Below are 13,252 nucleotides of genomic sequence, written 5' to 3'. Positions count from 1 at the left end.
ATGGCGAATCGGCTTCATCAGGGGCGGGCCGCCAGCAGGCGGTGGCTGACGGTTGCGCTGCTGGGGCTGGCTAGTGGCCTGGCCGTGCCAGGACTAGGGCAAACAGTGCCTGCAACCGTTACTACCCCAGGCACTTTCACCAACCCGCTGCTGCCTTCCGGCGCCGACCCGTGGAGCGTGTACCACCAGGGCTTCTATTACTACACCCACACCACCGGCAACAATATCACGCTCTGGAAAACCAAGTCCCTGAGCCAACTCGATAAAGCCCCGAGCAAGGTAGTCTGGACGCCGCCAAAAGCCGGGCCCAATGCCCACGGAATTTGGGCGCCGGAACTGCATTACCTGAACGGCAAGTGGTACCTGTATTACTCCGCCGACAGCGGCACCAACCAAACGCACCGGCTGTGGGTGTTGGAAAACGAGTCGGCAGATCCATTACTAGGCACATGGGTCAGCAAAGGCCAGCTCACCGATGCCAGCAACAAGTGGGCTATTGATGGGTCGGTGTTTGAAAACCGGGGCCAGCAGTACTTGGTGTGGTCGGGGTGGGAGGGCGATACCAACGGGCGCCAGAACATCTACATTGCCCGCATGAAAAATCCCTGGACAGTAGAAGGCCAGCGGACCAAAATTTCGACGCCCGTATACTTCTGGGAGCGTGATGGCGACCTGCACGATCCGCAAAATCCGCCCCACGTGGATGTAAACGAAGGCCCCCAGTTGCTGCGTAACGCCGGGAAGGTTTACCTCATTTACTCGGCTAGTGGCTGCTGGACCGATTCGTATGCGCTGGGCATGCTCACGGCCGAAGACGGTAGCAACCTGCTCGAACCTGGTTCCTGGGCTAAGTCCCCGAAGCCAGTCTTCCAGCAAAATTCCACGGCGGGCGTGTATGCGCCGGGGCACAACTCGTTTTTTAAGTCGCCGGATGGCACCCAGGACTGGATTCTGTACCACGCCAATAGCATGCCCGACCAGGGGTGTGGCCCGCGCCGCAGCCCGCGCATGCAACAGTTTACCTGGAACCCCGATGGCTCCCCCAACTTTGGGTTGCCGGCTCCGGCCGGGGTAGCACTGCCCCGGCCCTCTGGAGAATAACGCTACTTCTGGCAAATAAGCTACATGCACTGCTGCTGTTCGAGGGCAGCCCTTTCACACCAACGCCCCAGCCCTAACTAGGACCGGGGCGTTGGTGTGAAAGGGGAATCAGAATGTATGGGGGCGGCTTTGTTTGGGCCGATGCCGACGATGCCGATTGGCGTTGGGTGTTTCTGCTTTCCCGGTCTGCCCAGAAAAAATCGGAAACAAATCGGCCAGGAGTAGTAGGGCTACTGCTGTGGCGGCCAGGTTAGGGGTGGGGCCATAGTGGGTCATACAACATGCATTTATCCATACCAAAAACACTAATAATGGCCTGTAACCGGTGTGTGGGCGTCAGGCAATAAGATAAGAGCGGCAAGTAGTACCCGGTTGCGTTGCTTAAGGTAGCGTGGGCAGGTAACTCAGCCATTTACGCTTAAAAACCCTGAATGGATTTCAATTGGTTAGGCTACTATTATGGGTAAGCAGCTTACATCCCTCGTTAAAAGGCACAAATCGCCTGATAAAAAAGGCCACACCCCAGGTAACTATACCTAGGGTGTGGCCTATAAACGGGTGGCGTAAGATGGCTTGTGGTTTGTGTTGGACCTAAGAGGCAGCCTCGGCGGGTAGTACCTGCACTACATCGCCAACACGGAATACGCCACCCTGAAGAATGCGAGCGGTAAGGCCGCCGTGGCCGCGCATGGCGTTGTAGCCACCCGGGCCCAGCTCTTCCTCCATCCGGGAGCAAGGGTGGCACTCGCCGGTAATTTCCAACACCACCTCATCCCCAATCCGGATTCGACGGTTTTTGAGGGCTAGTAGGTTAAGGCCACTGATGGCTAAGTTACGCCGTAGCCGGCCGGGCGCTACTGGCTCTGCCAGCCCCAGAAAACTGCCCACTGCCGCCAGATGCTCGTGCTGAATCAGGGTGATTTGTCGCTTGCCACCCGGCTTCGGGCGGGCGTGGTCGCCGGCGAGGTGGCGGTCGGTTTCGGCGGTGGCTTCCTGTACTTCTTGCAGGGGTTCCCGCCGCACCGGGCGCAGGCCAATCCACTCTACCCGGCCCTGTTGGGGCAAGGTGCTCAGTAGCTGCGCAATGGTAGATTTATCATCGCCAACAAACGGAAAAGGCATAGCAGCAAAGGATAAGAAGATGAAGGGATAGTGCCCGCGGAACCGGCAAGTGGCGAAATGCAGTTACGGCTGGGCCGTGGCCTGCAGCTCAGGATGGCTGATTTGGCCGCCCAGGTTGCCAGCGCGGGCCAGCAACCCAAAGCTCAGGATGGCTCCCGCCAACACCGCTAGCCGGAATAGGCGGGGGCGCGTTTTATTCAGCAAGGCAACGAGTGCGAGAGCGCCCGTAAGCTCCAGCGCCCAAAACCCCAGCTCGGCGGCTTCTTCGTGGGCGTGAATGAGCTGGTGCGAAATACCTGGCAAATGCTCTACTACCTCTTCCGCGCCTTCACCGGTAAGCTGGGTGGGCAGGCACAGCACGGCCGCTACCACCAGGCTGATCAGGCCAGTTTTGCTGAGGATGGCATCATGGCGCACGATACCAAAAGCCAGCACTACCAAGCCAAACAGCGTGCCCAGAATAGGAGCATGATTGAGTACCAAGTGCAAATGCGCTTCATTCATAAGGGTAGGCCAAAGGAAAGTACGTGGTTAAATTTTCGCTAAGGTAAGAGGGGCGGCTATCTTTATTCACCACCAATCTGGCGGGCAACCAGGAAGGCGGCTCCCGCTGCCAGCGCGCCAATGCCGGCCATTTTGAAGGCTCCTAGCACGGGTGGTTGCCCCGTCATGCGGCTTTTCAGGTAGCCAAACAGAAACAAGCACACTAGCGTAATCACCGCCGACCAGCCCAGCCCCTGCGCCGGATTGGCCGTAAAAAAGTAGGCGCTCAGCGGAATCAGGCCGCCCAGGGCATAGGCAATGCTGATGGTGGCGGCACTTTTGGGCGCCTGCCGCAAATCGGGCTTTTCCAGGCCTAGCTCATATTTCATCATAAACCGCACCCATTGGTCGGGGTCGGCGGTGAGCTCGCGCACGGCCTGGGCCCGGGTGGCTTCCGACAGCCCAATTTCCTGCAGCAGCTCATCTACCTCGGCGCGCTCTACGTGCGGCACTTCCTGTATTTCGCGGTACTCGCGGGCCAGCTCGGCCTCGTAGTGCTCTACCTCGGTGCGCCCGGCCAAGTAGCCGCCCAGCCCCATGGCAATGGAACCAGCCACAATTTCTGCTAGCCCCGCCGTAATCACCAACCCCGAGGACTGCACGGCTCCGCTCAGGCCCGCCGCCAGGGCAAACGGCACCGTCAGGCCATCAGACAGGCCAATTACGATATCCTGCAGCATGGCCGAGCTGCTCAGGTGGTCTTCGGGGTGCGGATGAATGTGCTGCATGAAAGCTAATATAGGGTTTCGCTTAACCTGAGCCGTTATTGTGCGTAAAGATGCGAGGCGCTGCCTTTTGGGCGGGCGCCCACATTCATGCACTCTATTTCGTACTCCTATCATGGCTAAAACACCCGCCAAGAATACCGCTGCCACCCTAGCAGCTCCTAAAGCAAAAGCACCAGCCGCCAAAAAAACGTCACCTACGGCTTCTACGTCGGTTAATGGCCAAGCAGCACCTAGTGTGCAGCCGGTCCTGAACCAGCAATTCAACGCGCCGGCTCCGTTGCAGAAGTACGGCACCGTATCGCAGCGCCTGCCTATCGGACTTGATGAAAAAACGCGTCAGCAAAGCGTTAACAACCTCAACCAGATGCTGGCCGATACCATCACGTTGCGCGACTTGTACAAAAAGCACCATTGGCAGGTAGTAGGCCCCACGTTTTATCAGCTGCACCTGCTCTATGATAAACACTACGAAGAGCAAAGCGTGCTGGTAGATACCATTGCTGAGCGCATCCAGATTTTGGGTGGCGTGGCCGTGGCTATGGCCCATGATGTGGCCGAGCTGGCCAGCATTCCGCGTCCGCCCCGCGACCGGGAAGAAGCGCCCATTCAAGTATCGCGCCTACTGGAAGCCCACCAGATCATCCTGAAGAACTGTCACGATTTCGCCAAGCAGGCTGATGATGCCGGCGACGACGGCACCAACGACCTACTGGTGAGCGAAGTGCTCCGCGCCAACGAAATGCAGGTGTGGTTTGTGTCAGAGCACGTAGTAGATACGCCCCTAGCCCGCGCTGAGTAGCCAACCCCGCTACCAACACGTAAGAAAGGCCTTTCCGATAGGAGAGGCCTTTTTGTTTATCGATGGGCGCGTCTTCTTCTTTTTTGGCGGTGGTTTTCTTCGGCTTCTTCCATTGAGTGCGTGCGGCCCAGGTCATGGTCGCGCTTGGCTTTTTCAGCAAGCAAACAGAAGTAGCCGTGAATCAGGTTGATTTCCTCTTCCGTAAAATCCTGAGCATTAATCAGGCGGTTACTAGCCCCTTTGTGTGCCGCAATTAGCTCATTCAGCTTCAGGTGCATCACCAATGAATCTTTGTTTTGAGCGCGCTGGATAAGGAATACCATCAGGAAAGTGATGATGGTGGTGCTGGTGTTAATGACCAACTGCCAGGTTTCAGAGTAATGAAAGATAGGGCCCGTAACGGCCCACGCCAGGATGGTGCCTAGCGCCAGGCAAAACGCGAGGGTAGTGCCCGACCAGGCCGTAACCTTGGCTGCAAAGCGGGCAAAGAAATTAGATGGGCGAGAAGCAGGCAGTGGCATGGCGTGAAAAGGGCTGGTTAAGTGCGTAGGCCACTAGAAGGTGCGAAAGTTTGGCGGCTCTTCCTGAAGATTGCATGAAATTTTTCAGGCTGACACTGAGAGCGAAACCTCCGCCAAGCCAACTGAGAACAGCAAAAACCGGAAAAAACACCGTCCGCACTTGCAGGCGTCGTCGCAACCCTCTACTTTTGTCCTCGATTCGCCGCCTCAGTGAATCCAAAAGCGCTGGCTTTTGCTGCTTACAAGAGTGCTTACCAAATCTGCGCACGTGGTGAAACTGGTAGACACGCCATCTTGAGGGGGTGGTGCCTTCGGGTGTGGGAGTTCGAATCTCCCCGCGCGCACTCTTCTAAAAAGCCCGCTCTGGTTTTTCCGGAGCGGGCTTTTTCGTGTCTTTACTGCAACGGGCTTCCGGTACTAGGTCAGTAAATGGCTTAAACCGGTTACATAAAAAAGGCCGCTAGCAATGCGCTAGCGGCCTTTTTACTAGGGTATTGCTTATTCCCACTCAATGGTTGCTGGTGGCTTGGAGCTGATATCGTACACCACGCGGTTGATGCCGCGCACCTGATTGATGATTTTGTTGCTGACCTCGGCCAGAAACTCGTAGGGAAGGTGCGCCCAGTCGGCCGTCATGCCGTCTACGCTGGTTACGGCGCGCAGAGCAACTACCCGCTCGTAGGTCCGCTCGTCGCCCATTACGCCCACGCTCTGCACGGGCAGCAGCATCACGCCAGCCTGCCACACTTTCTCGTAGAGGCCATGCTCTTTGAGGCCGTTGATGAAGATGGCATCGGCGCGCTGCAGCAGGTCTACTTTCTCTGGCGTGATGTCGCCGAGGATGCGGATACCCAGGCCTGGGCCCGGGAAGGGGTGGCGGTGCAGGATGTTGACCGGCAGCTCCAGCGTATGGCCTACTTCACGCACTTCGTCTTTAAACAAGGCCCGTAGCGGCTCCACAATACGCAGGTTCATTTTTTCGGGCAGGCCGCCCACGTTGTGGTGGCTCTTGATGGTCACGGCCGGGCCTTTCACCGACACCGACTCAATTACATCAGGATAAATGGTGCCTTGGGCCAGCCAACGGGCGCCGTCTACCTTCTGCGCCTCGCGGTCGAAGACCTCAATAAAGGTGCGGCCGATGGCTTTGCGCTTCAGCTCGGGGTCGGTGAGGCCTGTGAGGGCATCATAGAATTCCTGCGAAGCATCCACCCCGCGAACATTCAGGCCTAGGTCCTTATAGGAGTGCAGCACGTCTTCGTACTCATCCTTGCGCAGCAGCCCGTTGTTCACGAAGATGCCGTGCAGGCGCTTGCCAATGGCCTTGTGCAGCAGCAGCGCCGCCACGCTGGAGTCTACGCCGCCCGATAGGCCCAGAATCACCTGATCCTCGTCGCCGATGGTGCGCTGCAGCGTTTCCACCATACTGTCCACGAAGTGCTCCGGCGTCCAGCTTTGATCTAGCTTACAGATGTTGACTACGAAGTTCTGGAGCAGGGTTTTGCCATCGGTAGAGTGCGTTACCTCTGGGTGAAACTGAATCCCATAGGTAGGCTGGCCGGCAATATGGAAGGCCGCTACGGCAACCTCCGGCGTGCTGGCAATGATGTCAAAGCCTTCGGGCAGTGTTTTGATGGTGTCGCCGTGCGACATCCAAACCTGCGACTCCGAAGGCACGCCATGCAGCAGGGGGGAATCGTGGTGCACACGGGAGAGGCGGGCGCGGCCATACTCCCGGATGGTAGCAGGCATCACCTCGCCGCCCTGTTGGTGGGCCAGCAGCTGCGCGCCGTAGCAAACGCCCAGTACGGGTACGTTGCCTAGGTACCTAGAGAGGTCGGGGTTGGGCGAATCAGCATCGCGCACGGAGCAGGGCGAGCCCGAAAGCACAACGCCCCGGATGTCCTCAGTGAGGTCCGGGGCGTGATTATACGGATGGATTTCGCAGTAGACGTTCAACTCCCGGATGCGCCGGGCAATGAGCTGCGTGTACTGCGACCCAAAATCGAGAATGAGAATCTGTTGAGGCATGGGCAAAGGTAGCGCGCAGATTTCAGACCTGAAGCACGGGTTTTCATTTCTCAGCTCACTTTTCTGGTGAAAGTAGGGGCTGAGCAGCGCCCCGTTTGCGGCTAGGTAGTGGAGAGGTTAGTAAAATACCCTGGCAGAAACCTGCGCCAGAGTCAGCGTAAGCAACGTCACAAAAGCTGAGCTGCAGAAACAAAGTGCAGTTCATGATAGAAGAGTGTGAGCCTGTAAGCGCGTTTTTTAGTTAATAGTCCTATTTCGCTACTGCGTAAATACTAGTCACAAAGTATGGGGAGGTTGCCTTTACAGTCCGGCCCAGACCGGGCACCTTTATAGCGCTTCTATTTCTTCCTGCTTTCTAACTGCGTGGTTTATGCACTCCTCTCTTCCCCTGCTTGCATTGTCTTTGCTAGGTGCATTGGTATTGCCTGCCACTGGCCTGGCTCAGCAATCAACGGAAACCAAACGTGTTGAGCCTGACACCATAGGCACAGTTGCCGATGTATTTGCAGTTGTTAGTGCTTCGCCGGCAGCTACTAGGGTAGTTTCAGCCGAAAAGGCACCCACTGCTCCGGAACCAACACCAGCACCTGTAGTACCCGCGCCAGCACCTACAGTTGCCGAGCCGGTGGTAGTTGTTGTGAAGCCTGCCGTTAAAATATTGGCCGGCAACGTGGTAGATGAATGGGGAAACCCGCTGATGGGCGCTACCATTACAATAGTAGGCGACAAAATGCAGTCCGTGAGCACCAACTCGGAGGGAAATTATATGCTGCCCACTACGGCCAAAGCTCCCGTTATTCAGGTGAGCTTTGCCGGCTACCAAGATGCTGAGCGCATTGCCCGCGGCCCCGCCGACCTGTTGTTCAAACTGGACCCAATTTCTGACTACAAGCGCGATTTGAAAAAGCGCAGCAAAGCGGCCACCAAAGCCTGGAAAAACTAGCTTGCCCCCGGCTGCCAGCAAAAAAAGCAACTGATACTCTTGTAGATATCCGGGGTTCAGGAAAAATATCTGCCTAGGGCGTGCTTTCTGCCCTAATACGTGCGTACCTTTGTCACGGCGAGTCAGAACGACCAGCTCCTGTTGAACTCCCCCAGGACCGGAAGGTAGCAAGGGTAGACGGTTGAGCGGTGCGATTTTGGCTCGCTTTTTTTTGCCCTTTCCGCTCGTCAGGCACCTAGTAGCCAGCGTAGGGCCAGCCCCATCTATTTCTGAGATTTCGCGTGGGTAGCAGCGTGGGCACAAGGGCGTTTGCCAGCAAATGGGTAGCTTTGGGCATCGTTGTTACCAAACTACCCGCATGAAATTCTTCATTGATACCGCCAACCTGAAAGAAATTCAGGAGGCCGTAGAGCTAGGTGTGCTCGACGGCGTAACCACCAATCCTTCGCTGATGGCCAAGGAAGGCATCAAAGGCACGGATGCCGTGATGGCGCACTACCAGCAGATCTGCGAAATCGTGGATGGCGACGTGTCGGCTGAGGTAATTGCCACCGACTTCGAAGGCATGATCCGGGAAGGCGAAGCCCTGGCCGAGCTGCACCCCAACATTGTGGTGAAAGTGCCCATGATCCGCGACGGCGTGAAGGCTATCCGCTACTTCTCCGACAAAGGCATCAAAACCAACTGCACGCTTATTTTCTCGGCCGGCCAGGCGCTGCTAGCTGCCAAAGCAGGCGCAACCTACGTGTCGCCGTTTGTGGGTCGCCTTGATGATATCGGGCACGATGGCTTGCTGTTGGTGCAGCAGATTGTGGATATTTTCAGCAACTACGGCTACCCTACGCAGGTATTGGCCGCCTCGGTGCGCCACGTACCGCACCTGATCCAGTGCGCTGAGCTTGGTGCTGATGTGGTAACCTGCCCGCTGAATGTAATTACGGGCCTGCTCAACCACCCCCTCACCGACAAAGGCCTGGCTACGTTCCTGGCCGACCACAAGAAGGTTAATTCCTAAACGAGCAAGGTAAAGCCAGGCGCTGAAAGCCAGAAGCAGCTAAAAATTGTTGCTGCCTTGTGGTTTCATCTCCTGGCTTTCCTGTTCAGCTCCGGCTCCCGCTATGTACATCATTAAAGTAAAAGGCAAGGCCAAGATTCCGGACTACATACAGCTGCGCGACGAGCATTTCGTGCTAATTGCTTACTTCCGTGCCGACCGCCCCCTGAAGGATTTGCACCGCTACGGCCTGGAGGGCAAGGAAACCGAGCTGGCCGCCGTTATTGGGGAGCTGGAGTTCGGGAAGCTTCAAAAACTGGAAATCTGACCTACGCCAGCATGTAGTATTCCGGGCCCGACAGGGAGTCTGCGTTGTAAGACTTCGTGCCGGGCCCGGAATAAACGTTTCTGGAAGCCCGCCCTGCCCGTTATCTTCGTCCCTATGCCTACCACTTCCGCTCCCGTTATTGAGTTGCACGACGCCTACATCATGCAGGATGTAAACACCGTGCTACAAAAGGTCACGTTTACGCTGGAGAAAGGGGAGTTTGCCTACTTGGTAGGGCGTACGGGCTCGGGCAAAAGCTCCCTGCTTAAAACGCTTTATGCCGATTTGCCTCTGCCTGCGGGCTCAGGCACGGTAGTAGGGTTTCCGCTGCCTAAAATTGACAGCAACGGCAAAGTGCCCTATTTGCGACGCAAGCTGGGCATTATCTTCCAAGATTTTCAGCTCCTCTTCGACCGCTCCGTGGCCGATAACTTGTTGTTTGTGCTGAACGCCACGGGCTGGTCGGGGAAGGCCCGCAAGCAGCAGCGAATTTCAGAAGTGCTGATGCGCGTGGGGTTGGCCAACGCGGCCTCGAAAATGCCACATCAGCTTTCCGGTGGCGAGCAGCAACGCGTGGTAATTGCGCGGGCACTGCTGAATGAGCCCTTGCTGCTACTCGCCGACGAACCCACCGGCAACCTCGACCCCGATGTGGCCGACAGCATTATGCGCCTGTTTGTGGAAATCAATAACGCCGGCACCGCCGTGCTCATGGCCACCCACAACTACCAAATCATCCGGCAGTATCCGAAGCGCGTATTAAAGTGTGAGCAAGGCCATCTAGTAGATTCGGCCGTTACGCCGTTTGAGTTGGCTGTCTAAAACAAAAAAGTACTAGGGGTGCCAACCATCCGAACCGTTTGGGGCTCATGTGGGAGAATGCAGGCCGCCGGCAAATAGCCGCTGCCCGCAATGTGGCAGGTTAGTAACTTAATTAGGATAGAATGAGTGGCCTTTCAGTACTGATTCCGGTGTTTAACCACGATGTGCGGCCTTTGGTCCGGGCATTGCTGGCCCAAGCTCCGGACTGGCAGGGTACTGTTGAGATTCATTGCCTGGATGACGGCTCTAGTGAATCGTTCCGCAAGCTAAACCGGCAATTAATCAGCCTGCCGGGCGTTTTTTACCAGGAGCTGGAGTGCAATGTAGGGCGAGCAGCCATCCGCAACCAGCTAGCCGCGGCGGCTCGGCAAGAATGGCTCCTGCTACTGGACAACGACAGTCTGCTTCCCGATGCAAAATTTCTGGCCCGTTACGCCAGCGCCCGGCTTGCGGCACCCGTCGTTTCAGGCGGCACTGCCTACGAGCCGCTGCCACCTGGCGAAGCCTGCCTGCACTTGCGCTGGCTGTATGGCCGCCACCGCGAGGCCCGGCCCGCCGCGGTTCGGCAGCGCGCTCCGCATCGGCAGCTGGCGTTAAATAACCTCCTGATTCGGGCGGATGTGTTCGGGCTCCTAGGCCTCGATGAGAGCCTAACCCGCTACGGCCACGAAGACACCAAATTTGGGTGGCTGCTGCGCGATTTGGGCGTTGGGGTAATGCACCTCGATAACCCAGTGCTGCACAACGGGCTGGAGCCGGCGCCTGTGTTCCTGCAAAAAACGCATGATGCCGTGCGCAACCTCGTGCAGTTGTACCGCACCGAGGGGCTAGGCGCCGATACCAAACTGCTGCGAGCCGCGCTGCACCTCAAGCGCTGGGGCCTCGGCAATGCCGTGCGGGTTGCATTTAGCTTACGCCGGGACAAAGTACGGCGCAATCTGCTTTCCGGGCGCCCCAGCCTGCACCAGCTAGATGCCCTCAAGCTGTACTGGTTGCTTACCGAGCTGCGCTAAACGCGGGAAATACTTCTCGGCCAGAAACAAAAACGCCGGCTACTCTTCGAAGAGAAGCCGGCGTTATACTGTAAGCCAGGCAGGAGGCTAGTCGTTGTCCGTGTTTTTTACTTCCGACTTTACTTCTTTGTAGGCGCCTTTCACGGCGCTACCGGCTTTTGAAGCGGCCCGCCCTACGGCTGAGCGCTCATCTTTGGTTTCGTCGGCTACTTTGTTGGCACCGCTTTCGGTGGCATCAGCACCCTGGGCCACCCGGGCCTCCGATTTATCAAACGACTTGAAGGCTGCATATTTCAGCTTTTCCTTCTGAATTTCGGCTAGGTCGCGTGCCGGAATGTCCTTTTTTACTTTATCGTAGGCTTCATCGAGGGCGCGCCACTCGGCGTTGATGTTGCGCCAGTCGTCGATGTCATATTTGTCTTCGTTGGCCTTGATGTTGCTCACGAAGGTCTCGTAGGTCTGGCGGGCGTTGGCAGCCGTCAACTGAGCGGCAGGAGTGCTAGGCTTATAGTATTTGCCCATCTTCATGGTGCCCGATGACATGGCGCTAGTAGTGCCAGGACGATTTTTCCAGGCCATTTCGCGCTTGTCGTAGGCCGTGGTATAGCGGGTGCGCAGTTGCTCTATTTCCTGGCGGCGGGCGTCATCGTAGCTGTCGGCGTATTTATCAACCGAGGCAACTTTGGTATCGAAGTCTGATTTCAGCTGAGCTGTTTCCCGCTCGTAGTCGGCTTCCGCCTCAGTAGCCACCGCGTCGGCTTTGGCTTCCGTGTCTGAGACAAACGTTTTGAAGTCATTGTACGCCTGATCGGCTTCGCCGGAGGCTTCATTTTGTTGATTCTGGGTGCAACTGGTGGCCGTAACCGCTGCGCCACCGAGCAGGAGCAGAGCCGAGAGGGCCTGTGTAGTGAGGATTTTCCTGAACATGGTGTGAAGTAAGTAGGTGGGAGAGAGTATATAGACGCGCTAGAATATAGCAGCTTCCGCTTCGCTTAACGCAACCTCCTTCGCGGTGGTTGCGCTTGGGTGGCGGTGGTGTTAGCCTGACGGCTATCTTTGAGCCTCTCCTGCTTTACTTGCCTGCTTTCTGTGCCGCTACTATCTGCCTCGCTTCCCGCAATCCAGATGCTCGACCTAGCGGCCCAGCATGCGCCAATTCGGGCTGAGCTAGATGCGGCCTGGCAGCACACACTCCATGAAAGCGCTTTTATTCAGGGCTCAGCAGTAGCGGCGTTTGCGCAGGAACTAGGGGCGTACCTGGATGGGGCCCAGGTGGTGCCCTGTGCTAATGGCACCGACGCCCTGCAGCTGGCCCTCATGAGCCTGAATTTGCCGCTTGGTGCTGAGATACTAGTGCCCGCCTTTACGTACGTAGCCACCCTGGAAGCTGCCGCCGTACTAGGGCTGCGGCCCGTGCTGGTCGATGTGCTGCCTGGCACCTTTAACCTAGACCCTGAAGCCGTGGCGGCGGCCATCACGCCTCGCACCGGGGCCATACTAGCGGTGCATCTGTTTGGGCAGTGCGCTGATTTGGAAGCTCTTACTGCTTTGGCTGTCCGGCATGGGATAGTACTACTAGAAGATAATGCCCAGGCAATTGGCGCGCGTTTTACTACCTCAGGCGGGCAAACCTGGTGCGCCGGCACAGTAGGGCATATCGGTACTACTTCCTTCTTTCCAAGCAAAAACCTGGGGGGCTTTGGTGATGGCGGCGCCCTAGTAACGCGCGATGCGAAGCAGGCTACATTGCTGCGCCAGCTTGCCAACCACGGCCAGGCCCACAAATACCACCACGAGCATATCGGCCTGAATTCCCGCCTCGATACGGTACAGGCGGCACTGCTGCGAGTAAAGTTGCGCTACCTCGATGCCTGGACCAACGCCCGCCAGCATGTAGCCGCCCAGTACGACGCGGCTCTGGCCGATGTGCCGGGCGTCACTATTCCGCAGCGCGACCTGCACAGTACTCACGTCTTTCATCAGTACACGATTACAGTATCCGATGAGCCTGGACGTAGAGAGGCGCTCCAACAGCATCTTGCGGCCCATGATGTACCTAGTGCCATATACTATCCGGCGCCGGTGCATGCCCAACCCGCCTATGCTTACCTGGGGTACCAAATGGGGCAGTTTCCTGTGGCAGAGCGGCTAAGTCGGACGGTGTTATCCTTGCCCATGCACCCGATGCTGGCGCCGGAGCAGGTGGCCTATGTGGCAGCAGTAGTGCGGGAGTGGGCCGAGCAGTAAAGCGGCTTGGCACTGTTTTTTCTTTTCTGCGTACTACCTCCCTCTAAAACTTCACTTCCT

14 protein-coding genes, 1 tRNA gene and 1 other RNA gene are annotated in these 13,252 nt (G+C 57.2%); 10 read left to right on the top strand and 6 right to left on the bottom strand.

What is annotated here, in order from left to right; all coding sequences use genetic code 11:
* Complete coding sequence (locus tag ACYVHC_RS14430; RefSeq protein WP_460614461.1) at window positions 1–1,101, top strand: glycoside hydrolase family 43 protein; 1,101 nt, start codon at window positions 1–3, stop codon at window positions 1,099–1,101.
* A 591-nt stretch (window positions 1,102–1,692) separates the two neighbouring features.
* On the opposite strand, the gene ACYVHC_RS14425 is transcribed toward ACYVHC_RS14430, so the two are convergent.
* The 3 genes from ACYVHC_RS14425 to ACYVHC_RS14415 all read right to left on the bottom strand — a co-directional run bounded on the left by ACYVHC_RS14425 (window position 1,693) and on the right by ACYVHC_RS14415 (window position 3,494).
* On the bottom strand, window positions 1,693–2,223 hold the full coding sequence (locus tag ACYVHC_RS14425; RefSeq protein ID WP_460614460.1) for an MOSC domain-containing protein: 531 nt from the start codon (window positions 2,221–2,223) through the stop codon (window positions 1,693–1,695).
* A gap of 63 nt (window positions 2,224–2,286) precedes the next feature.
* Window positions 2,287–2,727 carry a hypothetical protein gene (locus tag ACYVHC_RS14420; protein ID WP_460614459.1) on the bottom strand — a complete coding sequence of 147 codons (441 nt, stop codon included), beginning with the start codon at window positions 2,725–2,727 and terminating at the stop codon, window positions 2,287–2,289.
* A gap of 62 nt (window positions 2,728–2,789) precedes the next feature.
* Window positions 2,790–3,494: a VIT1/CCC1 transporter family protein gene (locus tag ACYVHC_RS14415; protein WP_460614458.1), complete on the bottom strand. Its 705-nt coding sequence runs from the start codon at window positions 3,492–3,494 to the stop codon at window positions 2,790–2,792.
* 112 nt (window positions 3,495–3,606) lie between these two features.
* On the opposite strand from ACYVHC_RS14415, the gene ACYVHC_RS14410 reads away from it, so the two are divergent.
* Window positions 3,607–4,293 carry a Dps family protein gene (locus ACYVHC_RS14410; RefSeq protein ID WP_460614457.1) on the top strand — a complete coding sequence of 229 codons (687 nt, stop codon included), beginning with the start codon at window positions 3,607–3,609 and terminating at the stop codon, window positions 4,291–4,293.
* Between the two features lie 56 nt (window positions 4,294–4,349).
* Here the strand turns inward: ACYVHC_RS14410 and ACYVHC_RS14405 are convergent, their stop codons facing one another.
* A complete protein-coding gene (locus ACYVHC_RS14405; RefSeq protein ID WP_460614456.1) occupies window positions 4,350–4,814 on the bottom strand; it encodes a low affinity iron permease family protein in 465 nt (154 codons plus the stop codon).
* Between the two features lie 262 nt (window positions 4,815–5,076).
* On the opposite strand from ACYVHC_RS14405, the gene ACYVHC_RS14400 reads away from it, so the two are divergent.
* A tRNA-Leu gene (locus tag ACYVHC_RS14400) sits at window positions 5,077–5,158 on the top strand.
* A 154-nt stretch (window positions 5,159–5,312) separates the two neighbouring features.
* Here ACYVHC_RS14400 and guaA read toward each other — a convergent pair.
* The gene (gene guaA, locus ACYVHC_RS14395; protein ID WP_460614455.1) at window positions 5,313–6,845 is read right to left on the bottom strand and encodes a glutamine-hydrolyzing GMP synthase; all 1,533 of its coding nucleotides are present in this window, start codon (window positions 6,843–6,845) and stop codon (window positions 5,313–5,315) included.
* 370 nt (window positions 6,846–7,215) lie between these two features.
* Here guaA and ACYVHC_RS14390 point away from each other — a divergent pair, with 370 nt between their 5' ends.
* The 6 genes from ACYVHC_RS14390 (at window position 7,216) to ACYVHC_RS14365 (ending at window position 10,945) form a co-directional block, all read left to right on the top strand.
* The gene (locus tag ACYVHC_RS14390) at window positions 7,216–7,788 is read left to right on the top strand and encodes a carboxypeptidase regulatory-like domain-containing protein (protein ID WP_460614454.1); all 573 of its coding nucleotides are present in this window, start codon (window positions 7,216–7,218) and stop codon (window positions 7,786–7,788) included.
* Between the two features lie 114 nt (window positions 7,789–7,902).
* An RNA gene (gene ffs / locus ACYVHC_RS14385) (signal recognition particle sRNA small type) lies at window positions 7,903–7,999 on the top strand.
* Window positions 8,000–8,146: 147 nt separating this feature from the next.
* Window positions 8,147–8,803 (top strand): transaldolase family protein, encoded by a 657-nt coding sequence (gene fsa, locus ACYVHC_RS14380; protein ID WP_460614453.1) that lies wholly within the window; start codon window positions 8,147–8,149, stop codon window positions 8,801–8,803.
* A 103-nt stretch (window positions 8,804–8,906) separates the two neighbouring features.
* Window positions 8,907–9,110 (top strand): fructose-6-phosphate aldolase, encoded by a 204-nt coding sequence (locus ACYVHC_RS14375; RefSeq protein ID WP_460614452.1) that lies wholly within the window; start codon window positions 8,907–8,909, stop codon window positions 9,108–9,110.
* Between the two features lie 114 nt (window positions 9,111–9,224).
* Window positions 9,225–9,932, top strand: a complete 708-nt coding sequence (locus ACYVHC_RS14370) for a cell division ATP-binding protein FtsE (RefSeq protein ID WP_460614451.1) — start codon at window positions 9,225–9,227, stop codon at window positions 9,930–9,932.
* Between the two features lie 122 nt (window positions 9,933–10,054).
* Window positions 10,055–10,945, top strand: a complete 891-nt coding sequence (locus ACYVHC_RS14365) for a glycosyltransferase family 2 protein (protein ID WP_460614450.1) — start codon at window positions 10,055–10,057, stop codon at window positions 10,943–10,945.
* 87 nt (window positions 10,946–11,032) lie between these two features.
* Here ACYVHC_RS14365 and ACYVHC_RS14360 read toward each other — a convergent pair whose 3' ends face one another.
* Window positions 11,033–11,872 carry a hypothetical protein gene (locus tag ACYVHC_RS14360; protein WP_460614449.1) on the bottom strand — a complete coding sequence of 280 codons (840 nt, stop codon included), beginning with the start codon at window positions 11,870–11,872 and terminating at the stop codon, window positions 11,033–11,035.
* 162 nt (window positions 11,873–12,034) lie between these two features.
* On the opposite strand from ACYVHC_RS14360, the gene ACYVHC_RS14355 reads away from it, so the two are divergent.
* On the top strand, window positions 12,035–13,192 hold the full coding sequence (locus ACYVHC_RS14355) for a DegT/DnrJ/EryC1/StrS family aminotransferase (protein WP_460614448.1): 1,158 nt from the start codon (window positions 12,035–12,037) through the stop codon (window positions 13,190–13,192).
* The last annotated feature ends 60 nt before the right edge of the window (window positions 13,193–13,252 follow it).

This window comes from Hymenobacter seoulensis, from assembly GCF_054780535.1.
The sequence above is the reverse complement of the archived record's forward strand: the minus strand, read 5'-3'. Positions and strand labels throughout refer to the sequence as shown.